Here is a 15832-nt window from a genome sequence, read left to right on the forward strand (position 1 = left end):
CGATGAGCAACGTGACTTTGGCGCCCGTAGGGATTTCGATTGCAATGCCTGTGGTCGGAAGAGCCAGAGATCCGTGGTCAAGATCCAGAGGGAGATCCCCGAGTACGGGAATATGTACTTCCTGACCGTTGTCTTGCAGGCGCTCAAATCGGAGCGCGGGTGCGGTCCATTGGAGAAGACAAAAATTCTGGCCCCTTGCGACCATGTGCAACGGCCGCTGGGGAGCAGATGCCAGCGTAGCGGCACAGCAAAGTAATGTCATTACACCCGCACTGTGCATACAAAGACTACGCGCGTTGTCCTGCCTAAGAATCGTCCCTTGTACCCTCACCTTGCTACGTTGGCGGTGCGCTTCACAGTCTGCTCCGCCTGGTGTAGAATAAGATAACACTATTTTTCCGAATCTGCAAAAGTCTTTTTCTGTCCCGCGAGCGAATGGGGGAGCGTGGCAGCAAGGGGTGTCCGCCGACAGGCGCCGCACCATGGAGAATCGAAAAAACGCTTGACTTTAAACCGCAGGGGTAGTATAATAAGGCAAACCGCGACCCCACCCAAACCCGAGGGCTTTCCGTCATGTTACCATGTGCCCTGCTCCGACACGCGGTGGGTGAATAGGTATGTCTTACAGCGGGCTGGAGCACAGCGGAAAGTGGTCACCTATCCTCGCACCGCACCCTCAAGAAGGGCTCAATCAAAGTGTTGATACACTCTTCTGTACCCTCGGCATTGGGCTTTGTGGTGGAGGCCTTCGTGACCGTGGCGCGAGCAAGTATGTCGTTGAACAAACAGAGGAGGGACAAGGGATCATCATCAGCTGGCGTGTGTTTCGCGCCTCACAGGCGTTGACCCAGCACAAAGGGAGGAAACAATGAACGCTGGAGCCCTCATCTTGCAACTGCTCAGCGGCGCGGCCGGGGGTAATATTGCCGGTGCGGTGCTGAAAAAGCAAAGTCTTGGTCCGGTCTTGAACTCAATTCTCGGCATTGTCGGCGGTGGTCTTGGTTGCCAGTTGCTTGCGGCGCTTGGCGCCGGCACAAGCACGGGTGGCCTGGACCTTGGTTCCGTCATTTCCAGTGTATTAGGCGGTGGCGTGGGCGGCGGCGTCCTCGTGGCGATCATTGGGCTCATCAAGCAGGCACTAAGCAAGTCCTCCTCCGCGCATTGAAAAGGTGGCTGGCAGAGTTGCTGCTGCAATGCACGCGCAGAGAGCGAGACCCTTCCGACTCCCCTCCTCTCCGCGCACGGCAAAGGCCAACGAATCCTCTGGTCAGGCCGTCTCCCGGAGCGGTCCATTGACCACGGGGCAAGGTGAGGTGGGCGACAAAACAAGATAAGGAGACAACAACCATGAAACTGACTGCACCCAAAGTCACTACCTGGTGGATTGCCGTGATTCTCGGAGTGCTGGGAATCTTGGGCAAGCTCGTGACGATCGGGATCATCACAACTCTCAGTTTTTGGCTGGTGGTAGTGGGGCTGATTCTTTTGGTCTTGGGGACGTTGGTCAGAGGCTCCTAGTCGATGGCGTTTCGGGGCGGGCGTGCCGCCTAGGGTTTGTCCAGCGCGGCGGCAGCTCGTCCCGATTCTGCCGAAAAGGCCAAACGGCGAATCCTCCTTTCGCCATTTGGGTGCAGCAGCCGTAGCTATTTTCTTAGGAGAACGGACCCTGCGGCATGTTCACGCACCTCGAGGCGAAGGGGTGGAGACACGTCTATAGCTCATGCGCGGCCTCTACAAGCCTTGTTTGCTCCACGCCTTTGCGCTGGCTTTTCCAAGCTACGTGGCTCCCTTGCCCATCCGCGACACCGGTCAAAGACATGCTTTGTTGAGACCTATCCAACGGCGCGAGCATTCTCCACTCTGCGTTAGACGCTCGACCTGCCTCCATGAAGGCAACCTTTGAGGTCTCTGAGCAGGAACTCTAAGTTGGAAGGCTGGCACGGGAAAAGCTTTGATCGCACTGAGCATTGTTTTCACTTTGCTCTCCGCGTCACGCGCGTCGGTGGCTCAGGAACTGCGCCCCATCAAGCTAAACCCACCTGGCAAGAAGCGGGGTCTCCCTTTGATGGAGACGCTGGCGGTGAAGGCCTCTGCAAGAGAGTGGTCGGAGAAGGAATTGAGCCTCCAAGACTTGTCAGATTTGCTCTGGGCAGCCAGCGGGCTCAATAGACCGGAGGAAGATAAAACGACCGCTTCATCGGCACAGAACGCACACGATGTGGACATCTACCTGTTCACCAAGCGCGGCATCTACGTGTACGATTTTCGCAACCATCAGTTGACCCCCTGTGCTCAGCGGCGACTATCGCTCGTCCGTGATGATGCCCAGGCCACCGCGACTACCCCAAGGTCCCCCTGGCCCAGAAGTGGCCCTCGGCAAGGAGGTTGCCAATGCTCCTCCACCGCCACTTCCCTCCAACCCACCCATTCAGATCGTGCTTGTTTCGGACTCGGAGCGGTTTAAGGTGGGGTCTCCCGAGCTCAGGCGGGAATGGGGGCCATTGATGCGGGGATTATATCCCAAAACATTTCGCTGTTTTGCGCGGCCACTGGCCTCAAAACGAGGCCCCGCGCGAGCATAGACAGGGAGAAGATATAACACCTGTTGCGCCTCAAGGATTCGCAACATGTGGTGCTCAACCATCCTGTGGGGTACCCGAAGTAGAAACCCGATGATGCCCGCGCGAAGGCGACTCTCCTCCCCGCCAATGCATCCTCGCCTTGGAGCCAGGGGAGATCACGCACGGTCCGAGGAGGAAGAGGTCGTACGCCCGTTGCGGCCGCTCGGCTCGTGAGCGACGAACATGTGTGCGCGGCGTCCGCTTCGACGTCCCTCTTTTGCTGGACCGGTACCCACAATGGGAGTGGGCCCGCGCTGGCCGAGCGAAGCACTCGCCTGGTTGCGTCGCAGCTGGGGCATCCCCATGAACCGACCATGACCTGACATAAGGCCTCAAGATGCGCATCACGCAAGGGTCTCTAACAAGCAAAAAGGCCACGCGCCATGCCAGCACGCGGCCTTCGTCAAAAGTGGTGCCCAATGCGCTAAGGGCTGGAGGTGGCCCTTGCGCTACTTGAGGAGCACCATGCGACGCGACGCCGAAAACCCTCCTGCCCGGAGTTCATACAAGTAGACACCGGAAGGCAAGTCACCGCAGTCGATCACGATGCGATGATTTCCAGCAACCATCATCCCGTCAAAGACCTCTTTGACCTTTTGACCCATCACGTTGCAGATCGTCAGAGTCACGTGTGCGGTAGTGGGAAGGTCCAGCTCGATCTGCGTGCGAGGATTGAAAGGATTAGGATAGTTCTGCGTGAGGCGATAGGTCTCTGGAGCGCTCGACCGCACTTCCACCCCCACAGCCCCTCCGTTGCTTGATCCCCGCGTAATGGTGGGCACCAAGCCCCACGGCCCGCCATCCGGAACCCGCGCGTAGGATTGCGTTACGTCCATCGCCGGGAATGCCACCGAGTCGATTACCACGCCTGAAGTGTCTTCCAGCCATACCTTCTCGCCACTGCTTGAAAGTCCAAAGTCGGCAGCATCTCCGGTGTTGTCGGTGACGACGACCCAGAACCCCTTTGGTGGAACAACTGCGCCCGCGGGGAGCACTTTCTTGGGCTTGCTCCCAGACTGACCACCATTGTCGTAGATCTTGTAACCACTGATATCTACCGTATCGGGGGAGTCGTTGTAAATCTCGATCCAGTCGGGGTCGGTGGTGGTGCCGCGCGAGTAGATCTCATTCATGCGGACCAGGCCGTTAAGCGAGCCGCGGGTGACCCGCTTCACGATGCGCCACTCTCCACCGTCAGGATACCTGGCATACGATTCCGTGGTCGCCAGCGCAGGGAAGGCCACGGTATCGATTACTGCCCCTGTGGCATCTTCAAGCCAAACAATCTCCCCACTACTGGAGAGACCAAAGGCGCTTGCCGACCCGTCTTCAGTGACAACCACGAGCACACCCAGAGGCGGAACCACCGTCCCTGCTGGGAATTCCTTCTTCGGCTTGGTGCCCGCTTTGCCTCCATTGTCATAGATCTTGAAACCGCTGATGTCCACGGGCTGTGAACTCATGTTATAGAGTTCAATCCAATCGGGATCTTCAGTGGTGCCACGAGAATAGACCTCGTTGAGCAGGATGTTTGACTGCGCGTAAATGGCACCTACCAGCAAGCCTGCGGTTAGAAGGCCCGCTACGCAAAGCCATCCTTTCTTCATTGCTACCTCCTCAGGTTACATTGGTTCTCGCCGAATCCTCGCGCTGCGAAAGGGGGATGCGTCCCTCCAACCCACCCCTTCATGGTTTTGCAAACACATACAGCTTGGGCTCCCCGTCACGGACCACGTATAGATTGTTGCCAACCACGGCAATTCCTTCGCCCTTTGAGAACGGGATGAACCACTCGCCCAAGAGCGCACCCTCTTTGCTTAGCTTGCCCACCTTGAGGGATTCATCGCTGATGATCCACAGACAGTCTTCATCCTTATCGTAGCAGATGTCCGCTAGGTCGTCGAAGGCCTCTTGGATTTCCCTGCGCGCCACCTCTGTCCTTCCGCGATAGCGCAGGAGCATGCGCGGGTCCTTTTCGTTCAACACGAAAAGATCGCCATCGTCGCCCACGGCTACCCCTTCGAGAGCGTGGTTCTCGAGCGTGGCCACGCGCACAGGGAAGGAAAAAAGCTCTGTGCCTTGCCACGTTAACGCGGTCACGAGCTGTGCCCTTTCCTGGACAACGTAGATTGTGTCGCCCCCTCGGCTCAATGCCACGCCCTCAAGATCCGTGCAGCTGGTAGATATCGACTCCAACACTCTGCCGGTGAGGTCCATTTCGAATATGTCCGGCCGGTCATCGGAGACCACAAGGAGGGTGCCGCGGGTGTTATGGTAGCATAACCCAGAAGCCTCCGCAATCGACTGAGTGATCGCGAAGGTGGCCACTGGCTGCAGCGTCGGTATGTCTGCCTGTGGTCGTACGGCTGTGGGCTCCCGCCGCCCACAGCCGACAATCGCCATCACCAGGAGCAGGATATGGATCAACGACCAACGCATCACGCCGACCACCGCCGACAAATCCTCGGCCAGTCCCGTCTCCGATACCCGCAGCTGCACATTGCCTCACGGCTGATTTGGGCCGCCACGAGTAATAGTGGCAAGCTGCCAATTCGTACTTCCGTCGGGTATGCGCGAGTACGACTGCGTCACCTCCATAGCAGGGAAGGCTACATAGTCGATGACCGTGCCCGTGCTGTCTTCCAGCCACACCTCCTCCCCAGCACTTGACAGGCCAAAGTCGGAGGGGTCGCCGGTATTGTCGGTGACAATCACGCAGAATCCCTTGGCAGAAACGACTGTGCCTGCAGGAATCACCTTCTTAGGTTTAGTGCCGTTCTTCCCGCCGATGTCGTAGATCCTGTATCCCCCGATGTTCACCGCCGAGTTGAAAGGATTGTAGAGCTCAATCCAATCAGGGGCCTCCGCGGTACCACGTGAGTAAATCTCGTTCATCAACGCATAGGTCGCCTCGGGCGGCGGGGGCTCGGGCCCTTGAATGGGCGGCGCCTCACGTGAGCACGCTCCGAGCAGCACGGCAGCAACGAGGCCGGTAAGAAAAACCTCTGGCAGTCTTTTCATGTTACACCTCCTCCCTAGAACACGGCCTGGACGCGGAACTGGATAAACCAGTGGTCGTCATCGCCGATCATGTTGCCCTTCCTGGTAGCGTACTGGTCCAGGTCCACTACCGAATAGTTGAATTGCAGCTTGATGTTCATATTCGGGTAGTAGTTGACCCCGAGCATCAACTGCTTGGAAGATCCCCCCTGAATTCCCGCTCCCAGGTCATTAAGGTCCAAGAAACTGGCACGGGCTGCCAGTTCCAATGCCCCCCAGGAATGCCTGGGTGCTTCCACAGGCCCTGGTTCGCCCTGGTCCACGTAGTAATCGCGCGTCTCGCCGGTCACCATCCAGGTCAGAAAGGCATACCCGCCCTTCATGTCCACGCGGGGCTTGCCATACCAACGCTCCACCGTGGTCCACATCGCCTCAGACTGAAAGAACCAGGGCCCGTACACCCAAAGCAGTTCGGTGCCCGAGCGAAGGTAGTAGTTGACATCCCGAATGTCGCCGGTATGCAGAAGCTTGGGGTCGGACACATAAGTTTCGTGCCTGGCCTTGATCTCGATGGTGTTCTCGGCCAAGTCCGGCACCGCATCCGGGGTCTTGTAGGCAAACGCCCCGCCTATATGGAGATTCCTCCCGTGTTGATTGATGGGGGCAAGGGTAACGCGCACGTTGGTGGAGTACCCCTCATCGCGTGTCCCCTTGTCAATGCGAGTGCCCGCCTCGTGCCCCATGATCGCACCCGTGATCTGGCCGTATTTGGTCCAGTACCGCGCCGCAGCACCCATTCTCCGCCCCAAGGGAAACGCGTTGGACACGGAAGCTCGCTCTAAGAACGTAAGCAGCTGCGAACTTGTGAGCCTTTCCACCCCAAACGGCTCTTTGAAATTACCCACTTGCAGAGACAGGTGCGTGCCGGGCACCGTGTATTTGACCCACATGTCGCGCAAGTCCAGTAAGGCCTCGGCAAAATCCACGTCGAGCTCCGTTTCCCAGTCTTTCCACAGCCTGGTCTTGGTGGCAAAGGTCAGCCTACGGAAGACAGTGCCGTTACTCATGGGGTTCTTGCTGCCGAAGTAGAAGGCTCCGTCCAGCTGCAGGCGGATGTCGAACCACCAGCGGAAGGACCCGTCTGCCGTCTGGAAGACCATCCTTCCATTCCGCGCCTCTGAGGCCAGTGGCATTGAGTACTCCTTACCACTGGTCTGCGCTGCCAGACCACAGGCAATCACCGTGCACAGCAGCACCATTAGTCCAGCTACCAGTTGCCGCTTCATAGCGTTTTCCTCCTGTTTGCGTCCGTGATTTCGCCCCGAACCTCAGTTCGGGCCCTTCCCTCGTTATGCCGGTCGGGTGTTTCTCGCGCCGAGCCTCCCATAATTCTATCCTTGCGACAGCCTCTAGTCCGCCCGTGCTCCTTGCCTACTGGACTACCGGTTGCTGAAAGACGTTCTGCACGAAAAAGAGTGCCACAAAGCTCATGAGGGCGGCCATAATGGGCGTGAGCACCCAACCAACGGCTATCTTGCCAAGGTAGCGGTAGTTGACCACGCGACTGCTCTTTACCAAACCGATCCCGGAAATGGCGCCGACAATGGCCTGGGAACTGGAAACAGGCACAAGAGGTAGAGCCGGCAGGCCTATGCTCGTCAGCACATTCCTCAGCCCCTGTGAGGCAAAGAGGAGGAGAACCAGGGAATGCGCCAGGACGGCGATCATGGCTAAGATGGGCGTCAGTTTGACGATCTCGTTGCCCACCGCCGCCATAACGCGGAATGAGTAGCTGCAGATGCCCACGGAGATTGCTATGCCTCCCAGCAGAAATAGCTGTTGGGCACCGCTCAGGTGCAGCGGGCCGGCGATAGCGACGTCGGGAAAAGGCGCCGCCCTCACGAACACCCCAACCACGTTGGCGATGTTGTTGGCTCCCAAGCTATAGGCACCAAGGGCCCCCACCACAATCAATCCGGCCCTGGTGTACGCATCCAGACGCAGCAAGTGGATGCGCGTCCTGTTGAGAACCGCCTTGGAGAGGAAGTACAGTGCCACCCCAAACACACCCGCCAGAACCGGGGATAGAACCCATGTTGCCATGATTTTGGTCAATATCTTAGGGTCAGTGGGTGAATGGGTGAAGAGGTTCCAACCCACAATTGCTCCCACAATGGCTTGGGTCGTCGAGACCGGCAGGGCTGCGCGCGTCATCCATAACACCGTCAGCCCCGCCACTAAAGCTAGCGTAAAGGAGGCAGCGGGAGCATTCACGCCCCCAAGCGCCACCAGCGTATCAGTAGTTCCCGCCCCACCGAGCACCGCCCCCAAAATAACGAAGGCACTTGAGACGAGCGCGGCGGTCTTGAAACGAACCATCCTCGCGCCGACCGCCGTGCCAAATACGTTGGCCGCGTCATTGGCTCCCAGGGACCAGCCCAGAAAAAGACCACTTAGGAGGTAAAACCAGGTCATCACCTTGCGCTCACACGTACCGCTTGATCGTAGCAATGGCGAGCCTATCGCACACGTCTTCTGCCTCTTCGGCGATTAGCTCCACGTGGTAGGCAAAGTAGCGCAAATGGATCTTGTGACTCAATCGCAACTGGCGAGAGAAGACCTCACGCTTCAACTTCTCCGCCATCTTGTTCGTCTCTTTGCGATAGAATTGCACCTGATTCACGTAGTCGCGGACAGAATTGAGGTCAGTAAAATAGGCACGAATTGCCCTCACCATCCCCTCGGCGGCAGTGATAGAAAAGTCCGCCAAGTCTGCGAAAAAGCTGACGAACTCCTCGCAGACCTCGGGAGTCTCCACGGAAAACTGCATGAGAGTTTCCGCCATTCTATTGAGAACTCTGTCCGCATTTTCCAAAAGGCCAAGAACGTCGCCCCGTGACTCCGGAATGAGCGTATGTGAGTAAAGACTGGTCTCGATCTCGCGCCGGAGCCTGTCACCCTGGTCCTCAATGTCGGACAACTGCTCCAGGTGCGACTCAAAATCGGCGTGCTGGTGTCGCAGATAGAATTTGACCCCCTCTTTGAAAACCAGCCCGCCTTTTACGATGAGGTCCAGGTACTCATCGATCTGCACCTCGAGCCGCTTGCTGCGCCGGAAGAGAATTCCCATAAGTATTCGTCTTCTCCGCTAAAAGAAGCCAAACACACCGTGAGGGGTGATCCCCAGAAACCGAAACCAGGTCTCGCTGGCAATTAGAGTGACAATCCACGTCACCACCAGCATGGTGAAGCCAAAACGGAACGCCTCCCCAAGGCTGTAGTGGTCGGTCTCATAAAGGAGGAGTGCCGGTTTGCTGTTGAACGGCAGAACATACACGTGCTCGATAAGGAAAGCGACGGGGAGAGCCAGGCTGACTATGGGGTAGCCAAACCTGGAGGCGGTGCCGATTGCCAAAGGCACGAAGATCATCGCGCGCATAGTCTTGGACTGAAAGAGGAGCGCACTAAAGAGCATGACGCTGGTGAGCAAAAGGTACAGGAGCCAATAAGGGGTGCCTTCCCTGACGCCGAGATGGTCAAAAAAGGCATTGACGAGTATTGAAGGCAGATCGGTAACCGCAAGCCCCGCCCCGAGCGCATAGGCCCCTGCAGAAAAGAGCATCAGATGCCAGGGGATATCGACATCATTCCACTTGACGATGCCGATACCAGGAAGGAGGGCAACAATCCCGCCCAGAAAGGCCACCGCTGTGGCGCTGATGCCATGAAAGCGGTCCGTGGCCCACATGCCCAAAATTGCCGTCAGGAGTATCACCGCCCTGACCTCGCGTCCCGTGACCGGGCCAAGGCTGCGGTACTCTTCGCGGAGACGCTCCATACCACCGGCTACTTGCGGGCGACGCTCCTCGGGCGAGAGCGGGAAAAAGACCTTCGTGGCCAGCACAAAGCCCGCCAGGAGAATTACCAGCGTGACCGGCAACATCGCTACCAACCAGTCAGCGTAGAATATCTTTTCGCCCGTGGCGCCACTGATTATGGCTACTGCTAAGAGGTTCGCGGCCGACCCCGTCATAAAGGCCCCGGCGCCCACGCAATTCTGGAAGAGATTCTGGAGGACGATGCTGCGCCCAAAGTTGTTCCGATTCTTCCCGCCTCTGGCACCATAGATTGCTGCGATCACCATGAAAATTGGCAACAAGATGGCCGCCTTCGCTGTAGTGGCAGACACCAACGCCGAGAGGAGCAGATTGATGACCAAGAAGCTTAGAAAGATATAGCTCGGCTTGCGGCCAAAGCGAAGGATGAACCAGAGCGCAAAGCGTTTTGCCACGCCGGTGGACACCAGCATGCTGGCCAGGACAAAGGACATGATGTTGAGCCACATGACCTCGTGCCCGAGCTGCGCGTACGCTTCCTTTTCGGGCAGCACCTTAGTCAAGACCAGCGCGACAATAAGAATGAGCGACGTCAGGTAGTTGGGGATGGCGTCGGTTGCCCAGAGCAAAATGCCAGCCACGAAGATTCCCAACATCAGATGATTGCTCCGGGCGAAAGCCTCTGGACCCAGCTTTTGGAACGCATTTTTGGCCGAATTAGAAACCAGTTGTGTGACGTCAATACTCTGAAGGAAAGGCAGCCTCACTAGGTAGCCGAAGCACACAAAGGCTCCCACGGCCGCGAACGGAGTGATCAGTGCCAACCAGCGTTCCAGCGAAGTCTTTTCTCTCTTCGGCAGCCGGTCGATCCGGTAGTTGCGCATGTCAAGGGGATCACTCGGCGGCATGTTTCCAGCTCTTGTAAGGGGTTTTCATGAGCATCGCGTTGTAGTACCGCTCATCCCCCGTCACCTCCTGCCCTAACCATTCTGGTCTGGTGAACTCTTCATCCTCAGAGTCCAGTTCTACCTCGGCCAGTATCAGTCCCTCATTGTCCCCATAGAACTCGTCGACCTCGAAAGTTTTGTTCCCAACTCTCACTTCGTACCGACACTTGTCGATGACACCAGGTTCGCAGATCTTCAGCAGCTCCTCAGCTACGCTGAGGGGAATCTCCTGTTCCCACTCGAAGCGGCTGGCGCCGGAGGCGCCTCCGATGCCCTTGATGGTAAGATAGCCTTTGTCCCCTTTGATCCGTACGCGAACAGTCCGCTCCGGGACCGATGAGAGGTACCCTTGCACGATGCGCGATTTCCTCACCGCCAAATGCTTGAATGGGCCTTTTACCAAGAACTTGCGCTCAATTTCTTTTCCCATGCTTCGACCCTTTCCCTTGGATGCCTTTTTTCAGAGGGCGGCACGATATACAGAGGTGGCGGGTAACGGTTCCAGACCGATGACCCGCTTGATTGCCAGAAGATAGTTGACGTTCTCGTAGGGTGTCAGCCCTACCATTTCCTTCGCTTGCAGAATCGCACCCACATCCTCAGACTCTATACTGGCGGTCAGGATCTTCGCACCGTTGATATACACCTCTGCCAGCTCCGCGATGCACCCATTAATGGTGAAGCCAAACCGTCGTTTGAATACGTGCACCGCCACCAGCGACGGGTGGGGGAGGATCAGCTCTTCCAAGAACTGGCTCAGAGTGTAGGAAGGCCGCGCGAAAGCTGGGCTCGGCACGCCAAAGGCAGGAAAAACCTGGTCGCGAATCATCTCCGCCGACATGGGGAATTGCCCCTTCATGCGGGGGTTCCACTGCTCGAGGCCTTGTTTCTTTTGCACCAGAACCTTGATGTCCATCAACTGGTCGCGGATCTTGGTATTGTTGTCGTTGTTCTGTGCAGAGACGATATATATTTCAAGGCTCTCGCGAATCTGTTCCACCCGGCTCAGGGTTCGCATCTTCTCCTCGACAAGCCCAAAGCTCTGCGCGAATGCTCGAAACTCAAACCTTGGCCTCACTTCTGGCATATCGTCTCCTCCAGTAGTACTCCGCCTCCTGGGCTGTTGGAAACCTGCTGGTTGTGCAGCCTTGTACACACGAACCTGCTCACGTTCCCTCTCCACCCGGCAAGTCAACCCGGGCGAGGAGGACCTTGTGGTGCCGTGTTAGAGCCGCAGGCAATTTGGAAACCGCAATCCTTGTGCCAAGGCCATCCAATGGAAAATCAGCCCTTTAGCTACAAACGAGATGTCGAGATTTCAACATTTGCTGGCTTCTCGACGACTCCGATGCCGATATTTCGACAAAAGTTCTTGCTTTTCCCCACACGGAGCGCTATATTAGAGGCGCGCTCCGGTCTGCTACGCCGAGGGGTGCCACGCGCAATGACCCGACCTATGGCCAGCAAGCTGCCAGTTCAGGGTGCATCTGGCGCGTGACTTCCGCGTGCGGCTGTTGTCCGCGGAATACCGGTGGCAAACAGAGATTTTCCAAGTTCCGTTTTTCATGGGTCCCAGTCTATCTGGGAGGCGCGATGACGCGTAGGCTTCTCTTCGCAGGGGTCGGCCTCATTCTTTGGGGTAGCATCTCGCTGGCGCTCTATCTGGTCGTTATGAACATCAGCACCCCCCCAAACACCCCCGATACGACAACAGCCTCCGGAATCCCTCTCAGCAAAGAGGACACGGTCTATGTGGGCGTTGTTTCGCGCTTTGCTCCCAACCTAATCTACGAAGGCTACCAGCCCATCGTGGACTATTTGACCGAGCGCACACCATACTTCTTCATCCTGAAACTGAGCAACTCTTACGAAGAGACGATCCAGCAGCTAGTTCGTGGCGAGGTGCAGTTAGCCTTTGTGGGTACTTTTGTGTACCTGAAGGCCAGAGGGCACTACCCCATACGGTGTATCCTCCGGCCCCTGAACCGTCAGCATCAGCCTTGCTTTCGTTCGGTTCTTATCACCCGCACTGACAGTCCAATTCAGAGCGTAACGGATCTACGGGCGAAGCGCCTTGCAGTGCCGTCGCCGATGTCGTTCTCTGCAAATTGGATACTTCGCGCCGAGCTTCCACGCCACGGAGTACAAAGCAGTGCCCTCGCCGAGGTGCGGCACTTTGATTTTCACCACACCGTTGTATACGAGGTGCTAAGTGGCCGATACGACGCCGGCGTGGTAAAAGACCGGGTCGCAGAGGAGTTTTCGGACAAGGGAATACGAATCGTGCTTGCTTCTCCTCCCATACCTGGGTCCCCTTTGATCGTCCGCAAAGACCTGGACACTAGCTTCGTGCAGGCGATCCGCCAGGCATTGTTGAGCGTTGACACTCGCAAGCAGGAGTATCAACAATTGGTCAGCAATTGGGATGCCGAGTTCGTTTATGGCTTTGCTGTGGCGGAAGACAACGACTACGACTACGCAGATACGTTGTTGACAGTGCCCGGGGACGACCTATGAACCCCCGTAAGAGCTTAAAAGTGCGCATCCTCCTGTTCCTGGGAGGGCTGACTACGGTCATGCTAGCAGTGGTGTTCGTGAGCGTCCTCCTGCGTTGGCGGGCGCTTATCCTTAACACGCACCGGGAAAGAGCCCTGGCCGTGGCGCAGACATTTTCCACTTCTCTCTTGGATGCCATCATCTACCAGGAAAATCGGCAAATGCGCGATGCCGAGTTTTTGGCCAATCACATCCACAGGTTTCTCTCCAGAAATCCTTACATTAAGAACCTGGTGCTTTATGACGAACAGGGGGTCCCCATTTTTTGCAGCCGGTGGGATGATTCTCTCCCTTCTGGGGACACCCCGCTGCGCCCGCAGATCAAAGGGCCGGTGGCGCGGATATACCGATCAAGGAGCTTGGGGTGGATCATCGAGACCACTCTTCTCCTCCGAATCCACAACAGGCAATGGGGTTGGTTGCGCATGGCCTTCGATGCTGAGCCCGCAAGGGAGCAAATGAGGGTTCTCTTTTGCCTCTTCTATGGCCTAGGTTTCTGCTTTGTCCTCATCCTCCTGGCCGCCACTTACCTAATTGTGGATCGCCTCACACGCTCTTTGCGCCACCTTGTGGCGGAGATGGGCCGGTTGGACCTGGAACGGATCGAACCCTCACCACTTACTCCCGGAGAGGACGAAGTGGGAATGCTAGTGCAAAACTTTGAGATGTTGAAAAGCCGTTTAGCCCAGTCACGCAGACAACTCTTGGACGCGCAGCGGCAACTCTATCAAGCGGAAAAGCTAGCGTCCATAGGGCGGCTAGCGGCAGGCGTGGCGCACGAGATCAACAACCCCCTCCATGGCCTGAAGAGCTGCCTGTTTGCGATGAGGCACCAGAGGGGCCAGTCAGAAGACATGGGAAAATACCTATCCCTTGCCGATGAAGCTGTGGAACGCATCAGCGGCGTAGTCGAAAAACTGCTGAACTTTTCCAGACAGGGGGCCCAAGAACGGTCGGAGATGAACCTGAATGAGACAATCGAGAAGGCCCTCGCGTTGTTTGAATACCGAGTGGATAAGGCTAAGGTTTCCCTCGTGAAGCAGCTGGATCCTTCGTTGCCCACGATCTACGCTGACCCGCAGCTCATTGGGCAAGTGGTGATGAACATGCTTATCAACAGTTACGACAGCATGCCAGACGGCGGAGAGATCCGCATAAGCACCAGCCGCGGCGACAGTGAACATGTCTACATGGTGATCTCAGACACTGGCTCTGGTATCGCCGAGGAGCACCTGGACAAGATCTTTGACCCGTTTTTCACCACAAAAGCGGAGGGAAAGGGTACGGGGCTTGGCTTGTCGGTGAGCCTGGGAATCGTCGAGGCCCACGGTGGCAGCATCCAGGTGAGTAGTCAAGTTGGGGTTGGCTCTACCTTCCGGGTCACTCTTCCGATCGGAGGTAAGCAATGAAAGTGCTGCTCGTTGAAGACGAGAAGGTGTCGCGAATTGCTCTGAGAGACGCACTCCAGAACGCGGGCTATCAAGTTGTGGCGTGCGAAAAAGGCCACGAAGGACTAGAATGGATAGAAGAAGACCACTTTCAGGCCGTGATTACAGACCTTCGCTTGCCGGACATGACGGGCTTGGAGATTCTTAGGGCAGCGAAGGAAAAGCACAAGGATTGTGCCGTCATCGTCGTCACGGCCTATGGAACGGTGGAAACGGCCGTGGAGGCCCTCAAGCTTGGCGCGTACGATTATGTGACTAAGCCGTTCTCAACAGACAAGCTTCTCACCATGCTTAGGAACATTCGTCAATTCCATGAACTGCTCCACGAAAACATCCAGCTGAAGAGGTGGGTGGAAAGCTATCAGGAGAGGGAGATTATCGGTAACTCAGCCCCAATGCGGCGAGTGTTAGAGATCCTTGAGTCCGTGGCCGCCACTGACTACACAGTTCTTATCCAGGGGGAGAGCGGGACCGGCAAGGAACTCGCAGCACGTTTCCTGCATCGCTGCAGCGAAAGGCGCCAGGGACCATTTATTGCCGTCAACTGTGCAGCCCTACCGGAGAGTCTGCTGGAAAGCGAGCTGTTTGGTTACGAAAAGGGCGCCTTTACCGGCGCGCTACGGCGCCACCTTGGCTATATCGAGCGGTCTCGCAGTGGGACGCTCTTCATTGACGACGTAGACGACTTGCCCTTGCGCCTGCAGGTAAAGCTTCTTCGCGTGCTGCAGGAGCGAGAGGTCCAACGCCTCGGCGGAGATCATCCTGTTCCTGTGGACTTTAGACTGGTGTGCGCAAGCAAGACCGATCTCAGGGGGTTGGTGGAAGCCGGCTCCTTCCGCGAGGACCTCTTCTATCGCCTTAACGTCATCACCGTCACCATGCCGCCACTACGCGATCATCGAGAGGACATTCCTCTTCTCATCGATCACTTTGCCAAGAAGTACGGTCAGGGCAAACGAGAACTCACCCTCGCCCCTGCCCAGCTTAAGCAGTTGATGACCCACGACTGGCCTGGCAATGTGCGCGAATTGGAGAACGTGGTACAACGGATGTTGGCTCTGCCTGTGGGGGTAGACTTCCTAGAGCTTGCTCATACCACACCCGCGGAGCCCCCAGCGGAGAGCTCAATTTCCCAACTGGAAGGGCCCCAGGAGTTTCCATCCCTTAAAGAGTTCTTAAGGGAGCAGGAGAACCAACTGATCAGCAAAGCCCTCCGGCTCAGCGACAACAACATAAGCCGCGCGGCTCGCCTACTCAAGATCCCACGCACAACGCTCCAGTGCAAAATAGGAAGGGTGCGTAAGGCAATGAACCCATCCGCCGAGCACTACAGGGGGCGCACCATACTCCAGGTTGGCGACTCCCGAAGGACACACGGGAAGCCACGAGCATAAAGACAGAAAAGAAACCCACCAGGAACTTGA

The 15832-nt window shown here is 57.0% G+C and carries 15 protein-coding genes; 6 read left to right on the top strand and 9 right to left on the bottom strand.

Annotated elements, in window-relative coordinates:
* From ONB25_09040 to ONB25_09050, 3 genes are all read left to right on the top strand, one after another.
* Positions 1–256 (top strand): hypothetical protein (locus ONB25_09040; GenBank protein ID MDZ7393023.1); only part of this gene is annotated, 256 nt, incomplete at its 5' end.
* 612 nt (positions 257–868) lie between these two features.
* A complete protein-coding gene (locus tag ONB25_09045) occupies positions 869–1165 on the top strand; it encodes a hypothetical protein (GenBank protein MDZ7393024.1) in 297 nt (98 codons plus the stop codon).
* A gap of 182 nt (positions 1166–1347) precedes the next feature.
* Positions 1348–1518 carry a hypothetical protein gene (locus tag ONB25_09050; protein MDZ7393025.1) on the top strand — a complete coding sequence of 57 codons (171 nt, stop codon included), beginning with the start codon at positions 1348–1350 and terminating at the stop codon, positions 1516–1518.
* A gap of 1552 nt (positions 1519–3070) precedes the next feature.
* Here ONB25_09050 and ONB25_09055 read toward each other — a convergent pair.
* From ONB25_09055 to ONB25_09095, 9 genes are all read right to left on the bottom strand, one after another.
* Positions 3071–4228 (bottom strand): lamin tail domain-containing protein, encoded by a 1158-nt coding sequence (locus ONB25_09055; GenBank protein MDZ7393026.1) that lies wholly within the window; start codon positions 4226–4228, stop codon positions 3071–3073.
* A 79-nt stretch (positions 4229–4307) separates the two neighbouring features.
* On the bottom strand, positions 4308–5120 hold the full coding sequence (locus ONB25_09060) for an SdiA-regulated domain-containing protein (protein ID MDZ7393027.1): 813 nt from the start codon (positions 5118–5120) through the stop codon (positions 4308–4310).
* Between the two features lie 6 nt (positions 5121–5126).
* Positions 5127–5642 (bottom strand): lamin tail domain-containing protein, encoded by a 516-nt coding sequence (locus ONB25_09065; GenBank protein MDZ7393028.1) that lies wholly within the window; start codon positions 5640–5642, stop codon positions 5127–5129.
* A 14-nt stretch (positions 5643–5656) separates the two neighbouring features.
* Complete coding sequence (locus ONB25_09070) at positions 5657–6907, bottom strand: porin (protein MDZ7393029.1); 1251 nt, start codon at positions 6905–6907, stop codon at positions 5657–5659.
* 145 nt (positions 6908–7052) lie between these two features.
* On the bottom strand, positions 7053–8096 hold the full coding sequence (locus ONB25_09075) for an inorganic phosphate transporter (protein ID MDZ7393030.1): 1044 nt from the start codon (positions 8094–8096) through the stop codon (positions 7053–7055).
* Positions 8097–8106: 10 nt separating this feature from the next.
* Positions 8107–8751: a DUF47 family protein gene (locus ONB25_09080; GenBank protein MDZ7393031.1), complete on the bottom strand. Its 645-nt coding sequence runs from the start codon at positions 8749–8751 to the stop codon at positions 8107–8109.
* Positions 8752–8769: 18 nt separating this feature from the next.
* The gene (locus tag ONB25_09085) at positions 8770–10365 is read right to left on the bottom strand and encodes a DASS family sodium-coupled anion symporter (protein MDZ7393032.1); all 1596 of its coding nucleotides are present in this window, start codon (positions 10363–10365) and stop codon (positions 8770–8772) included.
* A complete protein-coding gene (locus ONB25_09090; GenBank protein MDZ7393033.1) occupies positions 10352–10834 on the bottom strand; it encodes a CYTH domain-containing protein in 483 nt (160 codons plus the stop codon). The genes ONB25_09085 and ONB25_09090 overlap by 14 nt, the downstream gene beginning before the upstream one ends.
* Before the next feature lie 30 nt (positions 10835–10864).
* Positions 10865–11491, bottom strand: coding sequence for a hypothetical protein (locus ONB25_09095; GenBank protein MDZ7393034.1), 627 nt, complete (start codon positions 11489–11491; stop codon positions 10865–10867).
* Between the two features lie 506 nt (positions 11492–11997).
* Here ONB25_09095 and ONB25_09100 point away from each other — a divergent pair.
* Genes ONB25_09100 through ONB25_09110 form a run of 3 tightly spaced genes read left to right on the top strand, consistent with a single transcriptional unit; the run spans position 11998 to position 15802 of the window.
* Positions 11998–12921, top strand: coding sequence for a PhnD/SsuA/transferrin family substrate-binding protein (locus ONB25_09100; GenBank protein ID MDZ7393035.1), 924 nt, complete (start codon positions 11998–12000; stop codon positions 12919–12921).
* Positions 12918–14369 (top strand): ATP-binding protein, encoded by a 1452-nt coding sequence (locus tag ONB25_09105; GenBank protein ID MDZ7393036.1) that lies wholly within the window; start codon positions 12918–12920, stop codon positions 14367–14369. The genes ONB25_09100 and ONB25_09105 overlap by 4 nt, the downstream gene beginning before the upstream one ends.
* Positions 14366–15802: a sigma-54 dependent transcriptional regulator gene (locus ONB25_09110; GenBank protein MDZ7393037.1), complete on the top strand. Its 1437-nt coding sequence runs from the start codon at positions 14366–14368 to the stop codon at positions 15800–15802. Before ONB25_09105 ends, ONB25_09110 begins: the two co-directional genes overlap by 4 nt.
* Positions 15803–15832 lie beyond the last annotated feature (30 nt).

This window comes from candidate division KSB1 bacterium (genome assembly GCA_034506335.1).
Lineage (GTDB): Bacteria > Zhuqueibacterota > Zhuqueibacteria > JANLFK01 > Oleimicrobiaceae > Oleimicrobium.